Consider the following 16322-nt stretch of genomic DNA (forward strand, 5'->3'; position numbering starts at 1 on the left):
CGTCATGCTCCAAACATCTTCGTGTTGTCGTAGGTGTGAAAACCACGGCCGGTCTTCTTGCCGAGCCAGCCTGCGGCGATCATGCGTCGCACGAGCGGCGGACACGCGGCGCGTGGTTCATGCGTGAGCCCATACATGGCTTCGCACAAGAGCCGCTGTGTGTCCATGCCCACGAGATCCAGCAGCTCCAACGGCCCCATCGGATAGGCGAGCGCGGTCTTGATCGCGCGATCGATGTCCGCTGCCTCGGCAACGCCCTGTTCCACGAGCCGAATTGCATCGTTGTTGAAAGGGATGAGGAAATAGTTAAGGATGAAACCCGGCGTGTCCTGAGTCTTCACAGGCTTTTGCCCCAGCGCCTCTGCAAACGCCCAGGCACGCGCGAAGGCTTTATCGCTAGTGTTCAGGCCAGGCGACATCTCGATCAGCTTCATTAACTGTGCCGGCAAGCAGAAGTGCATGCCGACGAACCGGTCCGCACGGCCCGAGCCGCCCGCGATTTCCGTGATCGATATTGTGGACGTGTTGGAAGCGAACAATGTCTCATGCGGGCAAACCTTGTCGAGAGCGCTGAACAACTCATGCTTGACGCCGAGATCTTCGAACACCGCCTCGATCACCACATCGCAATCAGCGAGGTCGTCGAGTTGCGTCGTGCCGTGCCAGCGCGACATGATCTCCGGCACCGCGTCGGCGGGAATCTTGCCGCGCTCGGCACTTTTATTGAAGAAGCTTTCCGTCTGCTTGCGCGCGCGATCCAGCGCATCTTGCCGCGTGTCGAACACCCGCGTCACGAACCCGGCGCGTGCGGCGACAATGGCAATGCCGCAGCCCATCGTCCCGCTGCCGGCCACGCCGACGGTCCTGATCTGAGTCATGTGGATCTCCTATTTCTGAATGAAGCTTCGTCCGATCAGTTGCCGGTGCACCTGATTAGTCCCTTCCCAGATCTGCGTGATCTTGGCGTCACGCATCAGGCGTTCGACGCGGTAGTCCGAGCAGTATCCGTATCCGCCAAGCAACTGCACCGCATCGGTCGTGATGCGCATCGCCGCATCGGACGCGCGCATTTTGAGCATCGACGCCTCGATGCCGAAGTCGCTTTCGCCCGCGTCGACCATCGCCGCGATGCGCCACAACCACGATTCGCACATCGCGAGTTCCGACGCGAGATCGGCCAGCATGAACTGGATCCCCTGAAACTCGATGACCTTGCGGCCCGACTGCTTACGTTCGTTGATGTAGGCGACGGCGTCGTCGAACGCTGCGCGGGCGATGCCGAGAGCGTGCGCTGCGACGCTTGGACGCGAGCGATTCAGCGAGCCGAGCAGAATTCGCAGTCCGTCTCCAGGCTCGGCGACTAGGTTCGAACGCGGCACGCGACAGTTGTCGAAAGCAAGCGTCGCCGTGCCGGACGCACGCGTTCCCATCTTGTGCTCGGTTCCGAGCACACTCAATCCCGGAGTGCCCTTCTCCAGCATGAGCACCGAGATCGCGCGCTTGGGATCCTCAATGCCGCTCCACTTGCCGAAGAGCAGGTACAGATCGGCTACGTCGCCATTGGTAATGAAGGTCTTGCCCCCGTTGATGACGATATGGTCGCCGTCCTCGCGGAATGTCGTCTGCATGCCCATCGCGTCTGATCCCGCGCCCGGTTCGGTAATGGCGAGCGAAGCAAGCGCGCCTTCCGCAACCGCAGGCAGAAAGCGCTGTTTTTGCGCGAGGCTGCCGTACTCGATCAGAGGCTTGATTGCGTGAAAATTTGTCGCCCAGATGATCCCGGTGGAAGCGCACGCTTTCGAAATCTCTCGAACACATAGCGCATAGCAGGTGAAAGAGAGCTTTGCGCCGCCGAATTCCTCCGGCACGAACATCGCGTTTAACCCCAGCGAATTGATTGCATCGATATTTGCCTGCGGGAAAGAGCCCTCGCGGTCGTGTTGCGCGGCTCGCGGCGCTATCTGTTCTTGTGCGAGCGACTTCACGCTCTCGACGATCATCCGCTCATCGTCGTTGAGGTGAATACCCGCATCGATCCTGTCCAATACGTTCATTGCGATTCCGGTTTCCGGTCAGTGAGATGGGTGGGCCTTGCCGCTTCACGCGTCCTTGAACATAGGCGCGCGTTTGTCAACGAAGGCTTGCATGCCTTCGGCCGCATCTGCCGTGCGATAGGCGAGCGTTGACAGATCCGCTTCGATTCGAAGTCCCTCGCTCAGGTCGACATCGAAAGCGCGTTGCACCGCATCGCGAGCGAACGATGAGGCGCACCGACTGAATCCGGTATAGCGTTCGGCGAATTGCATTCCGAGTGTCTGCGGATCGCTACCCTCGACGATTGCGTTGACGAGTCCGATCCGCTCCGCCTCTTCGGCTCCGACCGTTCGCCCGGACATGATGATGTCGAGCGCTCGTGCCTGCCCGATGAGGCGAGGCAAGCGTTGCGTCCCGCCATAACCGGGAATCAGCCCGAGCTTGATCTCGGGCAACCCAACTTTGGCTTTGGCCGTGGCGATGCGGAATGTACAAGCCATCGCAAGTTCGAGCCCGGCACCGAATGCATAGCCATGCAGCACTGCGATCGAAGGAACACGCAAGCGATCCAGTTTCGTGAACGTGGCCTGACCGACGAGCGCGCCATCGCGCTGGGCGACGAGATTTCGATCCATGAGCTCAGGTATGTCCGCGCCCGCGCAAAAAGCCTTATCGCCGGCTCCAGTGATTACGAGCGCTCGCGCATTAGATGCGGCGACCTCGTCGACGGCATCGGAAAGGTCTTTCAACAGCTTGAAGCTCAAGGCATTGAGTGCTTGTGGGCGGTTAATTCGGATCGTTGCGATTGGGCCGCCTGCACTCATTTCAATGGTCATGTTTGTCTCCGACTGGCTTTTAAAGCTATGCCTAGTAACTAAGCAAGCATCACGCCAATTGCCAACAAGCACGTCGATGCACGTCTGAGGCCTTGCGCGTTTGATAGATGTCCTCTGCGAAGACACAGTGTTGTTGATGGTGACATCCGTACGACGCAAGAAGACGGGTAAGTGACGTTTTCTCAGGCGGCTTTGAGCATGTCTTCCACAACCTTCTTGGCATCCCCGAAAACCATCATCGTCTTGTCCATATAGAACAACTCGTTATCGAGCCCGGCATAACCTGCCGCCATCGACCGCTTGTTCACGATGATCGTCCTCGCCTTATAAGCTTCCAGAATCGGCATCCCCGCGATCACCGACTTCGGATCGGTCTTCGCCGCCGGATTCACCACGTCGTTCGCGCCCAGTACCAGTACTACATCCGTCTGCCCAAACTCGCTGTTGATGTCCTCCATGTCCTGCACGAGTTCGTACGGCACTTCGGCTTCGGCCAGCAGCACATTCATATGCCCCGGCATCCGTCCCGCGACAGGGTGAATCGCATATTTCACGTCGATGCCTTTCTCTACTAGCTTGTCGGTGAGTTCCTTCAACGCATGCTGCGCGCGCGCCACGGCAAGGCCATAACCCGGCACGATCACCACGCTCTCGGCGTTGCCGAGCATGAAGGCGGCGTCATCGGCAGAACCGGACTTGACGGGACGCTGCACCGTCGCGCCGCCCGAACTCGTCGCACCCGCCTCGCCGCCGAAGCCACCCAGGATCACGTTGAAGAACGAGCGGTTCATCGCCTTGCACATGATGTAGGACAGAATCGCGCCCGATGAGCCGACCAGCGACCCGGCGATGATCAGCATCGGGTTGTTCAGCGAGAAGCCGATGCCCGCCGCCGCCCAACCCGAATACGAGTTGAGCATCGAAACCACCACCGGCATGTCCGCGCCGCCGATTGGGATGATGATCAAGACGCCCAGCCCGAACGCGATTAGCGTCATCACGATGAACGGCAGCCACGACTGCGTCACCATGAAGATGACGCCGAACCCGAACATCGTGATCGCGAGCAGCAGGTTGATCATGTGCTGGCCTGAATACACAACAGGCGCGCCCAGGAACAGCCGGAACTTGTACTTGCCCGACAGCTTGCCGAACGCGATGACCGAACCCGAGAACGTGATCGCCCCGACGAACGTGCCGATGAACAACTCGACGCGATTGCCGTAGGGAATGAAGTATCCCGACGGCGCGAGGCCGAACGCGGAAGGCTCGGCGACCACCGCATACGCGATGCACACCGCCGCAAGACCGATCAGCGAGTGCATGGCGGCGACGAGTTCCGGCATCTTCGTCATCTCGACTTTCGCCGCGATATACGAACCCGCCGCGCCGCCGATGATCAGCGCCCCGAACAGCAAGCCGACGCCGAAGCCAAGGTTTGAGCCGAGATACGACGCCTGCTTCACAATCAGCGCAAGCGTCGTCAGAATGGCGATCGCCATGCCGGCCATGCCGAACGTATTGCCGATGCGCGCGGTCTTCGGATTGGACAAGCCCTTCAGCGCCTGGATGAAACACACTGAGGCGATGAGATACAGCAGCGTGACCACATTGAGGCTCATCGCGCGCCCTCCTTTCCATGACCGGATGCGGCGAGCTTCTTCGGCTCCTTCTTCTTGAACATTTCGAGCATGCGCCTCGTGACGAGGAAGCCGCCGAACACGTTCACCGCCGCAAGCAACACCGCGAGTGTGCCGAAGAACTTCGCCGTGCCGCCGATTGTGAGGCCGGTCGCGAGCATTGCGCCGACGATTACGATCGCCGAAATGGCGTTGGTCACGGCCATAAGCGGCGTGTGCAGCGCAGGCGTGACGTTCCACACCACGTGATAACCGACGTAGATCGCCAGCACGAAGATGATCAAGTTGATCACCGTATGGTTGATGATATCCACTTCCATGTCTCTCTCCTGTCGATCAGCGTTAGCTCGCGTGCGCCTGGCGCCGGTCCGTTCCAAGTGATTGGGCGTCTGGTGTGTTAAGCCGCCGTCGCCGCCCGCGCGAGCTGTCCGTCGCGGCACTGAAGTGTGGCTGCGACGATGTCGTCCGCGAGATCAATGTTCAGCGTCCCTTCTTTCGTGATGATCAGCTTGAGGAAGTCGAGCAGATTGCGCGCGTACAAGGCGGAGGCGTCGGCGGCGACCATTGATGCCAGATTGGTATAACCGACGATATGCACGTCATGCCGCATCACGGCTTCATCGACCACCGTGAGTGGGCAGTTGCCTCCGCGTATTCCCTTGTATTCGGCACCACGTCCCGCCGCGAGATCAACGATCACCGAGCCCGGCCTCATATGCTTGACCGTTTCGACCGACAGCAACGTCGGTGCGGGACGGCCCGGAATCAGCGCGGTGGAGATCACGATGTCGGCCGCCTTCGCGCGCTCGTGCACTTGCGCGGCCTGACGAACGAGCCAACTCGGCGGCATCGGTCGCGCATAGCCGCCGACGCCTTCGGCCGCGTCGCGCTCCTGGTCCGTTTCGAACGGCACGTCGACAAACTTCGCGCCGAGCGATTCGATCTGCTCCTTCACGGCCGGGCGTACGTCCGACGCTTCGACCACCGCGCCCAGACGCTTGGCGGTTGCGATGGCCTGCAAACCCGCGACGCCCGCGCCGAGAACTAGCACGCGCGCGGCTTTGACCGTGCCGGCAGCCGTCATCAGCATCGGCATGAAGCGCTGATACAAATTGGCCGCGACCAGGACGGCCTTATAGCCCGCGATGTTCGCCTGTGAAGAGAGCACGTCGAGGCTTTGCGCGCGCGTCGTGCGCGGCGCGGCTTCGAGCGCGAAAGCGGTGATGCCGGCGGCGGCGAGCCGCGCGGTGTTCTCCGTGTTGAAGGGATCAAGCATGCCGGCCAGCACGCTGCCTGACTTCAGCAACGGCAATTCGGTTTCGCTCGGAGACTTGACTTTGAGGACCAGTTCGCAACTGAACGCGCCGGCCCGGTCGGTAATCTCAGCGCCTGCCGCCGCGAAAGCGTCATCCGTTGCATTTGCCGCCATGCCCGCGCCGGACTCGATCAGTACCGTGTGGCCTAAATCCTTGAGTTTTTTTGCCGTCTCCGGAGTGACGGCAACGCGGGTTTCGCCTGCGGTAGTTTCCGCAGGCACGCCAATCTTCATGGGTCCAACTCCCTGTATGCAAGATGATTCGATTCGTCGGCGACGATCCAAACGAATGTCGCCATCGCCGGCTCTCCCGCAAAGAGGAGCGCTCGCGCGAAACATGTGGATGCAGATCAGCCCTTCGCGTTAGCGAGAATGACTGTGCAATGAGATGAGAGAATGCCGCCTTCGTTGTGAACGAGTGCAACTTCGGCACCCTCAACTTGGCGCGCTCCGAGGCCGCCGCGCAACTGGCGAACTGCTTCCACGATGTCGAAGAGGCCGCCGGCCGCACCGGCATGTGCATGCGATAGCATGCCGCCATGGGTGTTGACTGGCAGCGTCCCGCCGATGCGGGCATGACCGTCGGCGAAAAACGCACCACCCTCGCCTCGGCGGCAGAAGCCCAATTCCTCGAGCTCGATTATCGGAACGATTGTGAAGCAGTCGTACAATTCTGCGACATCAATGTCCTTTGGCGTCAAGCCCGCCATCTCGTAGGCGATCCGCCCCGACTCCGTCGCGCCGAACTCGGTGAGACTCGGTGCGCACATCAGATGCTCATGCGTGTGGTATTCACCGATCCCCTGCAGGTAGACGGATTTGCATCCGAGATCGGCCGCGCGTTCGGCCGATGTGACAATAAAGGCACCGCCGGCATCGGAAATAAGACAACAATCCAGCATCCCGAGCGGATCAGCAATCGGCTTAGCGGTCAGCACCTGCTCCATGGAAAGCGGTGTCTTCATATGCGCGTTAGGATGCAGCAAAGCGTGCGAGCGCGACTGCACAGCCACATGAGCCATTTGCTCGCGCGTAGTCCCGTACTCGTACATATGCCGGTGGGCGATCATTGCGTAAAAGCCGGGGATCGACGTGCCGTAAGGTTGTTCAAAATACGGATGTCCGACCGCAACGAGTGAAGCGACCGCGGCGTCGCGGGTCTGACCACTCGCCCGATTTTCTCCCGCACATATCAGTATTGTTTCCGCCTGGCCCGAGGCGATGGCTTCGGCCGCGTGCTTCAGCATGACAGCCGGGCTTGCGCCGCCCGCCACCACGGAAGCATTGAAACGCGGTTTGAGCCCGAGATATTCACAAATTACCGAGCCCAGCATGAAATAGGGTTCGGTAAAAGAATACGCGGTCAGAACGCCGTCGATGTCGGACACCTTCATGCCCGCGTCGTTGAGCGCGCGCTTCGCGGCCTGAGCGTTCAAGCCTAGTCCAGACATATGCGGGACGCGGCCAATTTCCGACTCACCAACGCCGACAATCGCAACCCTGTTCTTGAGCGATTCTCCTCCTTTCATCATTCGATCCTCATGCGACTACGCGATTGAATTGCGGGACCATGGCGCCCTCCTCGCGTTCTTCGAACGTGACGCAGACACGATCGCCGATGCGAACCAACAGCGCGTCGTTGCCAATGATGTTTGCCATCATCCGGGGGCCTTCATCGAGCTCGATCAATGCAACAACATAGGGCGTGCGGGCGGCGAACGCAGTGACGGGCGCGCGTCGGACAATCGTGTAACTGTGGACCTGTCCCATGCCTTCACTGTCGATCCATTCGAGTTCATCGGACCAGCACGCAGGACAAAGATAGCGAGGCATGAAGTGAAGGGTCTTGCACGCGGCACACTTGCGGATGACGAGCCTGCGCTCGCGCGCAGCATTCCAGTACACCTGCGAATCGGCATTCGCTGTCGGCGCCGGCAAGGGCGGAGCGTTTTCCATAGTTTTCTCTTTTTGCGTTAGCGGTAGAAGACCAGCTTTGCCGCGAATTAGCTCGGTGGAGGTGCCTGCGCCGGACTCATCGAACGCGGACGTACTTAAGCATTACGATTCAGCAGACCGACCATCTCGGGAATGACTGTGAACAAATCGCCGACGAGCCCATAGTCCGCGACGCCAAAAATCGGTGCGTCAGGATCCTTATTAATGGCGACGACGACTTTCGAATCCTTCATCCCGGCCAGATGCTGTATTGCCCCTGAAATGCCGAAGGCCAAATAGAGCTGCGGTGCAACAATTTTTCCGGTCTGACCGACTTGAAAGTCGTTTGGCACGAAGCCGGCATCGACAGCGGCCCGGGAAGCACCAAGTGCTGCGCCCAGCCTGTCGGCGAGTGGCGCAAGCAATTGCTCGTAGTTTTCCGCGCTGCCAAGCCCTCGACCACCCGACACCACGATGTCCGCGCCGATGAGTTCAGGCCGGTCCGACTTGCTCTCCTCGCGAGACACAAACCGAGAACTCTTTGCGTCGATAGAACCGATGAGCTCCAAAGGCGCGAGGCCGCCTTCCGAACTCGTTGCTTCGAACGCTGTCGGACGTACCGTGACCACTTTGACCGAATCCAGCGACTGCACGGTAGCAACCGCGCTACCCGCGTAGATAGGCCGCTCAAATGTGTCCGCACTCACTACGCCCGTTATATCGCTGACTTGTGCGACATCAAGCTTCGCCGCGATGCGTGGCGCCACGTTTTTGCCGAACGACGTCGCCGGCAGAAGGATGTGCGTATAGTTCGGCGCAATCTGTAAGACGGTGGCCTCTACGTTTTCGGCCAGCGACGCCTCGAGTGCCGGGGCATCGGCGACCAGCACCTTCGACACACCGCCAATCTTCGCGGCAGCATCCGCGACACCTTGCACTTGATGTCCAGCAAGCAAAATGTGAACGTCATGGTCGGCAAACGTGGCGATCATTGCCGCCGCCTTCACGACGCTGAAGGTTGCGCGCCTGAGCTCGACATTGTCGTGCTCCGCTATCACTAAGATGGTCATGTTAGTCTCTGTTCTAAATAACTTTTGCTTCGCCTCTCAGCTTCTCGATGAGTGTCGCGACGTTAGGGACGATGACGCCTGCACTGCGCGTTGGAGGCTCGCCGATTTTGATCGTTCTAATACGTGGCGTGACGTCCACATCAAGATCATCTGGCTGCATCTTCTCCAAAGGCTTTTTCTTGGCCTTCATGATGCTCGGCAACGTTACATATCTGGGCTCGTTAAGCCGAAGATCGGTAGTAATGATTGCCGGCAGGCTTACTTCAAGCGTTTCCAAGCCGCCATCTACCTCGCGCGTCACACTTGCCATTCCGTTCGCGACCGTTACCGCGGAGGCGAAGGTCGCTTGTGGAAGGTCAAGAAGAGCGGCCAACATCTGCCCCGTCTGATTGCAATCGTCATCGATAGCTTGCTTACCTAGGAACACGAGCTGCGGCCGCTCCTTCTCGAACAATCCCTTGAGCAGCTTCGCCACTGCAAGTGGTTGAAGCTCTTCGGCCGACTCGATCAGAATCGCACGGTCCGCACCGATAGCCAACGCGGTCCGCAAGACTTCCTGGCTTTGAGCGGTGCCGCAGCTCACTGCAATAATCTCCGTGACCTTGCCGGCTTCCTTTAAGCGGACACACTCTTCCACCGCAATCTCGTCGAACGGATTCATAGCCATCTTCAGATTGGCGGTATCGACGGCAAGATTGTCAGATCTGACTTTAACCTTGATATTTGGATCGACCACTCTTTTTACTGACACCAAAACCTTCATCTTCATTCCTTGAGATTGATCGAGCGCGGAAGATTGCGCATCGTCGGTCGCGAGGGCAAATTCTAGCCACGACAGCTTTTCTTCCAGCTGATCACTAGTGGGCTAGCTTCGCTTCCTACTAAGGAGTAGCATTGCAGCCATAGACGAGTCGTATAGGCGTACTACATGGGGCTCGTACACCCTGCCCCCGACAAGGCGTCGTAAAGCAAACAATTTATTGCTACAGGCGCATATAAACTGACTTCGTCTGCGTATAGGCCTCGATAGACTCCGCTCCCATTTCACGCCCGAACCCTGACTGTTTGTAGCCGCCCATGGACATTACTGGGTCTGCTTCCGCGTAGGTATTAATCCATACGCGGCCCGCCTTGAGCGCGCGCGCTACTCGGTGCGCCCGACCGATATCGCGCGTCCAGACGGCTGAGGCGAGGCCATATTCGGTATCGTTCCCCTTAAAGACAGCATCGTGTTCGTCCTTAAACGGAATGATCGATAGCACGGGCCCGAAGATTTCCTCGCGCGCGATTTTCATGTCGTTGGAGACAGAGCTGAAAATGGTCGGCTGTACGAAATAGCCTTGGTTACCGACACGGTCGCCGCCCAGTTTTAGGCTTGCACCCTCTTCCGTTCCGGCCTTCACATACGACAACACCCTTTCCATCTGCTTGGCTGAGATCAGCGGTCCAAGCTTCGTGTCGGGTTCGAAGGGCGAGCCAACCTTGTAGGTCGCGGCAATTTTCGCCACACGCTCCGTGACTTCGTCGTGCATGCTTTCGTGGACGAAGAGCCGCGTGCCGGCCGAACAGATTTGGCCCGAATTGCCGCAGAACGTAGCAACGGCTGTCGCCAGAGCCTTCTCAAGGTCGGCGTCCGGAAAAATAATGTTGGGAGATTTCCCACCGAGTTCTAGCGTGACCTTCTTCATGTTGCCGGCGGACGCCTGAAGTATCTGTTTGCCGATGAGCGTCGAACCCGTGAAGGCGATCTTATCGACACCGGGATGCGACACCAGCGCTGCTCCCGCCGCCGCACCAAAGCCAGGAACAATGTTCAACACTCCTTTCGGAAGTCCCACTTCTTCGATAAGCTCGGCGAGGCGCAAAGTGGTCAGAGGAGTCTGTTCAGCAGGCTTAAGTACAGCCGTGTTTCCGCAGGCCAAAGCCGGCGCAATCTTCATTGCAGCCATCACCAGCGGAACATTCCACGCGTTGATCAGCCCGCATACGCCCATCGGCTCCCGCAGCATGTAGATGAAGCGTTCACTGTCCGTAGGGTTGGTGGTACCAAACATCTTGGTTGGCCATCCCGCGTAGTATCGAAAGATCTCGGCCACTTGGGTCGCACGCGCGGTACTGCTTGCGAGCGGCATGCCGTTGTCAAGCGTCTCGAGTACAGCGAGTTCGTCCACATGCCGATCGACCGCCTCTGCGATCTTGAGCAGATAGCGCGTACGGACATGTGGAGAGATACCCGACCATGACGGTGCTTCGAAGGCGCTGCGCGCGGCAACTACCGCAGCGTCGATGTCAGCTGCTTCCGCTTCCGCAACGCGAGTTAGGGTTTTTTCGGTGGACGGGTTGATTGTCTCGAAGGTCTTGCCCGAGACTGCATCGATCCATTTCCCGCCGATCAACATCCTCTTCGTAGCGGAGGATTCAAGCCACTCCAGCGCTTTACGGTGGCCCGCGCTAATTGCGGATTCACTTACAGATGCTGACGGGGGCGAAGCATGGGACATTGGTCGGTCTCCTTTGAGTTGCGATCTGCAAAACGGCAGCCCACAATCCAAAGCATTTTCGATGCCAATCTTGGCTGGCAACCTACACCCTGTCTAACGGCCTTCCGTGCGTCTCGATCGGTCGTCGCGTCGTACACGTTGTGGACATCTGTCGTCGAAAAAGACACTCGAAAGTCAAATTTGGCTCCCCCTCTACCTAGCCTCATGGCTTTTGGTGCACCGTCGCAGATGTCTTATAAGATCTTGTCGGCGTCCGTGCGGGACTGCGCTTGTAAGTCAATCTTGAGGTTGACATCGAAGAGCGGCGAAAGAAAACCGGGGACGTCAGCTCAATGACCTCTTCTTTCAGCGCTGCTTGCTAACGCAGGGCGTTGCAAAGTGCTTGCGCAGTCATGGCAGCATCGACGGGCTGCGCAAAGCCCTTGGACTACACCCGGCAAATAAGCCTCTGCCGTTTCCGATATGCCGTCGCCTGTTCATACGCATATGCAATGTTTAGCAGCGACGCCTCACTCCACATTGGTCCGACGACTATCAACGCGAAGGGTGCGCCCGAAACCTAATACCCTGCTGGCACTGTAACGGCCGGTAACCCGGCGATGTTGATCTCGCCGACTGTAGTTCCCTTAATTGTGTCGTCGGCATGCAGCAAGGGCAACTCATAGCGCATCTGCGGAAAGACCAATGCGTCAAGACGATGCGCGGATATCACATTGTCGAAAAGACGCAGGTACTTCGCCTTTAGCGCAATGAAGTCTGACAAGTCCGGTGGTGCTGAAGGGCACGCAAGAGCACCGGCGAATTGAGGCAAGTTATGCAGCGCCGCGAGTAATCCTGCTGCGCCAAATGGGTCCTGTGACGCGGTTGCACGAGAAAAGTCAGCGAAAGTTCTTAGAGCTGCGTTTGGCCCGAGGTGGCGTAAATAACTTTCGATGTCGTAGGGGATCGACTCCAGCCCACGTGCGTCGAAATTCAGCGACGGGGGCGTCGGCTGACGAAGGTCGGCAAATCCTGATCCCGCAAACGGATCGTCGACCAAAACTGCACCTGCGATGCGCAACTCATGCTGCGCTCGCGAGTAAAGCTCATTAGCTTCTTCGGAAAGCGGTTGCGCGCGCCAGCCGGGACCGTAGAGACCAATTCGTTTGCCCATCAATGCATCGGCGTGCAAACCGGCCGCGTAACCGCCGAGGGGAATGTATCCGACGCTCGCCAGCGTTTTCACATCGTCGGATGCATAGCCTGCGATCGCGTCGAGACAGCACGCCGCGTCGCGCACCGTCCGCGCGATTGGGCCAACGACGTCGCGGTTACTTGACATAGGGAACACTCCTGAATTTGCCACCAGACCAAGCGTCGGTTTGATGCCGACGAGATCCTGCGCCGACGCCGGATTCTGAATGGAGCCGCCGGTTTCCTCGCCGAGCGCAAGCACCGCCATTGATGCCGCCACCGCTGACGCACTTCCAGCGCTGCTGCCTCCCGGCGCGCGATCCGGCATAACCGCGTTGCGTGTCGGTCCCGCCCAGCTATCGTTCGCGTTTGTGCCCGAGTGACTCAGCACCGGCACGTTGGTTTTGCCGATCAAGACAGCCCCCGCCGCGCGCAACCGGGCGACCACCGGCGCGTCCCTCAATGGAATGAGGTTGATGCCGCCCGCCTTGCCACATAGCAGTGACCATCCGGCTGTGGTCGGCGCACCAGCGACATCAATCGTGTCCTTGATGACGACCGGCACGCCCGCCAGTGGCCCTGGTGCCTCCCCCGCCACCCGCCGTCGATCAATCTCTCGCGCGTTATCGAGCGCACAAGGATCAAGCCATATGAGCGCGTTGATGGAAGGATTCAGCGCATAGATGCGCGCGAGACAACGTCGCGTCAGCGCCTCCGCCGTCAGTTGTCCTTTTGCGAACGCCCCCTGCACGCCGCTTACGTCTAGCGAATCGAGATCGGCAATGTTTGGCATCCGATCACACTCGCCAGCCTGCAACGGCTTTCATGTCGAGAAACTCTTCGATGCCCCATACACCGCCTTCACGCGCCCGTCCCGACGCCTTCACGCCGCCGAACGGCGAGCCCGCTGCGGCCGCCGAGCCGTTGATCTCGACCATTCCGGAGCGCAGCCGCTTTGCCACACGTGCGGCGCGTCGCCAATCCCCAGACTGCACATAGTTGGCGAGACCGTACGGCGTGTTGTTAGCGATTGCAATCGCATGTTCTTCGGTGTCAAACGGCGCCATACACAGTACCGGGCCAAAAATTTCCTCGCGCGTAATGGACATGTCTGGCGTGACGTCGGCGAAGATCGTCGGGCGGACGAAGTAGCCGCGTTCGTGCGGTGCGGGCCGGCCGAGCCCACCGGTCACGACGCGCGCGCCTTCGTCGATACCCTCAGCGATCATTTTCTGCACCCGCTGGAACTGCGCGTCGGAAGCGAGTGGTCCGAGATGTGGTCCCGCGCGATGCGCGGAATCGACCGTCACCGCTTCTGCGCAACGACGCGCTTTGTCGATTGCGCGTTCGTACATGCTTCGCTCGACCAGCATCCGCGTTGGCGCATTGCAGCTTTGCCCCGTATTGCCGAAGCACTTCAGCACACCGCGTTTGACCGCATCAGTGTCACTGTCCGCGAAGATTACATTTGCGCCCTTACCGCCGAGCTCGAGCACGACCTTTTTAAGCGTTGGCGCTGCAGCTTCGGAAATCGCGACGCCCGCGCGGGTCGATCCGGTAAAGCTGATCATCGCGACATCGGGATGCGTCGAGAGCCGTGTGCCGACTCCCGCGCCATCGCCGTTGACGAGGTTGAATACACCTGCCGGAAACCTTGCCTCGTCGATCATTTCTGCAAACAGCATTGATGAAAGCGGCGCGATTTCCGATGGTTTGAGCACCATCGTGCATCCAGCGAGCAACGCTGGAACGACCTTCAGGGTCACTTGGTTCATCGGCCAGTTCCACGGCGTAATCAGTCCCACAACGCCGATCGGGTCCATCACGATGCGGTCGTTCGGCGCGCTCGCGCTCAACGGCCGCTCAAATGTGAAATTCTCGAACGCCGACAGAAAGTTACAGATGTGCCAGTATCCTGCGCCCACCTGCTTTTGCAGCGCCATGTCGATCGGCGCGCCCATTTCCGTTGCGATCGCCTCGGCCATCTCGGGCGCGCGGCGTTCGTAGATCGCAAGCATGCGTTTTACCGCCTCGGCGCGTGCGGCGGGCGGCGTCTGCGACCAGCCATCGAACGCAGCGGAAGCGGCGGCGATCGCGCTGTCGGCGTCGCGCTTGCAACCGAGCGAGATGACCGCGCACGGCAGTTCCGTCGACGGATCGATGACGGCGAGTTCTCGCGCGCCAGCTGGCGCGATCCATTGGCCGTCGATGTAAAAGCGTTTCTTGTCGAGCATCTCACTCTCCCTGCGGATGTTCAGATGACCAATTCAATAAGGAATGGCCCGCCCTGCGCGAAGCTCTGCCGCATTAGATCGGCGCACGCTTCGAGCGACGTCGCGCGCGCGGCTTCCACGCCGAGGCCGTTCGCGAGCTTGACCCAGTCGAGACCGGGATTAGACAGATCGAGCATGCTCATTGCGGTCTGTCCCGGCGTTGCGCCGACGTTGCGATATTCGCCGATCAGAATGTTGTACTTGCGGTTGTTCAGCAGAATCGTCGTGCACGGCAGTTGCTCGCGCGCCTGCGTCCAAAGCGCCTGCAGCGAGTACATCGCCGAGCCGTCCGCCTGCAGGCTGATCACGCGGCGCTGTCCCTGTGATGCGAGTGCCGCGCCGGTCGCGACCGGCAAGCCATCGCCGATCGCGCCGCCCGCGAGGTTAAGCCAGTCGTGCGCGGGCGCTGCATGCGTCGGACCGTGCAACGCGCGGCCGAATGTGAGGCTTTCGTTCGACACGATCGCGTCGTCGGGCATCAGCGCCGCGAGCGTGCGAGCGAGACCCTCGGGTGTCGGTTCGCCTTCGCCCGGTTGCGGACGCACTGCGACGCGCGCTTCGGGCAATCCGGCGTGCGGCGCATTCAGTTCGTCGACGAGCGCGTGCAACGCATCCTGCGCATCCTGATCCGGCCGCGACAACACGTGGATCTGCGTGCCAGGCGCGATCTGCAGTGACGGCTTGCCGGGATACGCGAAGAAGCCAACCGGCGTCGCTGCGTTGACCAGCACGATGTGCTTGTAACGGCGCAGCGCGTCGATCGCTTGAGCGGTGTCGTACGGCACGCGTTCGAGCGGCACGCGCCCGCGCCCGCGGGCCATGTGCGCGTTTGTGTTGCTCGCGAGCAGGCTCGCGCCGGTCGCCTGCGCGATGCGCCATGCGAGCCGTTGCGAAGGCGCGAGCACGGCCTGATCTGCAAGCAGGAGCAGCACGTCCGCGCCCGAGCGCAACACGCGCGCGACGTTGTGCACCGCGTGCGGATCGACGGCGGGGGCGCGCAGGTCCGGCAGCGGCTCGCCGATGCGGCCGCCCGCGCTCCACGACAGATCGGCGGGCAGGATCAGCGTCGCGATCTGGCCGACGGCCGCGCGCGCCGCCTGCACAGCGGCGGCGGCGTCGCGGCCGACTTCGGCGGCGTCCGACGACGTGCGTAGCCAGTGCGACACGGTACGCGCGAGGCCTTCGGTGTCGGCGGTCAGCGGCGCGTCGAACGGGCGGTGATAAGTGGCCTGGTCGCCGACGATGTTGACGATGCCTGAGCGCGCGCGCCGCGCGTTGTGCAGATTTGCGATGCCATTCGCGAATCCCGGGCCGCAGTGCAGTAGCGTGCTCGCGGGTTTGCGGGCGATGCGGTAGTAGCCATCGGCCATGCCAGTCACGACGTTCTCGTGCAGGCCGAGCACGCAGCGCATGCCCGTAATTCGGTCGAGCGCGCCGACGAAATGCATTTCGCTCGTGCCCGGATTGGCGAAGCACGTATCGACCGAACAGCCAAGCAACGTGCGAACGAGGCTTTCCGCGCCGTTCAGATCCTGCGTTTCAGGT

14 protein-coding genes are annotated in these 16322 nt (G+C 60.2%); all 14 read right to left on the reverse strand.

Features of this window, described 5'->3' with window-relative positions:
* Window positions 1–2: 2 nt before the first annotated feature.
* A complete protein-coding gene (locus NCT03_RS30465) occupies window positions 3–878 on the reverse strand; it encodes a 3-hydroxyacyl-CoA dehydrogenase family protein (RefSeq protein ID WP_250495145.1) in 876 nt (291 codons plus the stop codon).
* A gap of 9 nt (window positions 879–887) precedes the next feature.
* Complete coding sequence (locus tag NCT03_RS30470) at window positions 888–2054, reverse strand: acyl-CoA dehydrogenase family protein (protein WP_250495146.1); 1167 nt, start codon at window positions 2052–2054, stop codon at window positions 888–890.
* Window positions 2055–2099: 45 nt separating this feature from the next.
* Entirely contained in the window at window positions 2100–2870 is a 771-nt protein-coding gene (locus NCT03_RS30475; protein WP_250495179.1) for an enoyl-CoA hydratase/isomerase family protein, read from the reverse strand.
* A gap of 182 nt (window positions 2871–3052) precedes the next feature.
* Complete coding sequence (locus tag NCT03_RS30480; protein WP_250495147.1) at window positions 3053–4492, reverse strand: NAD(P)(+) transhydrogenase (Re/Si-specific) subunit beta; 1440 nt, start codon at window positions 4490–4492, stop codon at window positions 3053–3055.
* Window positions 4489–4824 carry an NAD(P) transhydrogenase subunit alpha part 2 gene (locus NCT03_RS30485; protein WP_250495180.1) on the reverse strand — a complete coding sequence of 112 codons (336 nt, stop codon included), beginning with the start codon at window positions 4822–4824 and terminating at the stop codon, window positions 4489–4491. The genes NCT03_RS30480 and NCT03_RS30485 overlap by 4 nt, the downstream gene beginning before the upstream one ends.
* A gap of 83 nt (window positions 4825–4907) precedes the next feature.
* Complete coding sequence (locus tag NCT03_RS30490; protein ID WP_250495148.1) at window positions 4908–6059, reverse strand: Re/Si-specific NAD(P)(+) transhydrogenase subunit alpha; 1152 nt, start codon at window positions 6057–6059, stop codon at window positions 4908–4910.
* Between the two features lie 116 nt (window positions 6060–6175).
* Window positions 6176–7357: a thiolase C-terminal domain-containing protein gene (locus NCT03_RS30495; protein WP_250495149.1), complete on the reverse strand. Its 1182-nt coding sequence runs from the start codon at window positions 7355–7357 to the stop codon at window positions 6176–6178.
* A 7-nt stretch (window positions 7358–7364) separates the two neighbouring features.
* Window positions 7365–7781 carry a Zn-ribbon domain-containing OB-fold protein gene (locus NCT03_RS30500; RefSeq protein ID WP_250495150.1) on the reverse strand — a complete coding sequence of 139 codons (417 nt, stop codon included), beginning with the start codon at window positions 7779–7781 and terminating at the stop codon, window positions 7365–7367.
* Between the two features lie 95 nt (window positions 7782–7876).
* The gene (locus NCT03_RS30505) at window positions 7877–8830 is read right to left on the reverse strand and encodes an electron transfer flavoprotein subunit alpha/FixB family protein (RefSeq protein WP_250495151.1); all 954 of its coding nucleotides are present in this window, start codon (window positions 8828–8830) and stop codon (window positions 7877–7879) included.
* A gap of 13 nt (window positions 8831–8843) precedes the next feature.
* Complete coding sequence (locus NCT03_RS30510; RefSeq protein WP_250495152.1) at window positions 8844–9593, reverse strand: electron transfer flavoprotein subunit beta/FixA family protein; 750 nt, start codon at window positions 9591–9593, stop codon at window positions 8844–8846.
* Between the two features lie 220 nt (window positions 9594–9813).
* Window positions 9814–11229, reverse strand: a complete 1416-nt coding sequence (locus tag NCT03_RS30515) for an aldehyde dehydrogenase family protein (RefSeq protein ID WP_284503530.1) — start codon at window positions 11227–11229, stop codon at window positions 9814–9816.
* Between the two features lie 661 nt (window positions 11230–11890).
* A complete protein-coding gene (locus NCT03_RS30520) occupies window positions 11891–13297 on the reverse strand; it encodes an amidase (protein ID WP_350030190.1) in 1407 nt (468 codons plus the stop codon).
* 4 nt (window positions 13298–13301) lie between these two features.
* A complete protein-coding gene (locus NCT03_RS30525) occupies window positions 13302–14738 on the reverse strand; it encodes an aldehyde dehydrogenase family protein (protein ID WP_250495154.1) in 1437 nt (478 codons plus the stop codon).
* Window positions 14739–14758: 20 nt separating this feature from the next.
* Window positions 14759–16306: an acetolactate synthase large subunit gene (locus tag NCT03_RS30530; protein WP_250495181.1), complete on the reverse strand. Its 1548-nt coding sequence runs from the start codon at window positions 16304–16306 to the stop codon at window positions 14759–14761.
* Between the last annotated feature and the right edge of the window lie 16 nt (window positions 16307–16322).

The sequence above is a fragment of the Caballeronia sp. GAWG1-1 genome (assembly GCF_023631465.1).
GTDB lineage: Bacteria > Pseudomonadota > Gammaproteobacteria > Burkholderiales > Burkholderiaceae > Caballeronia.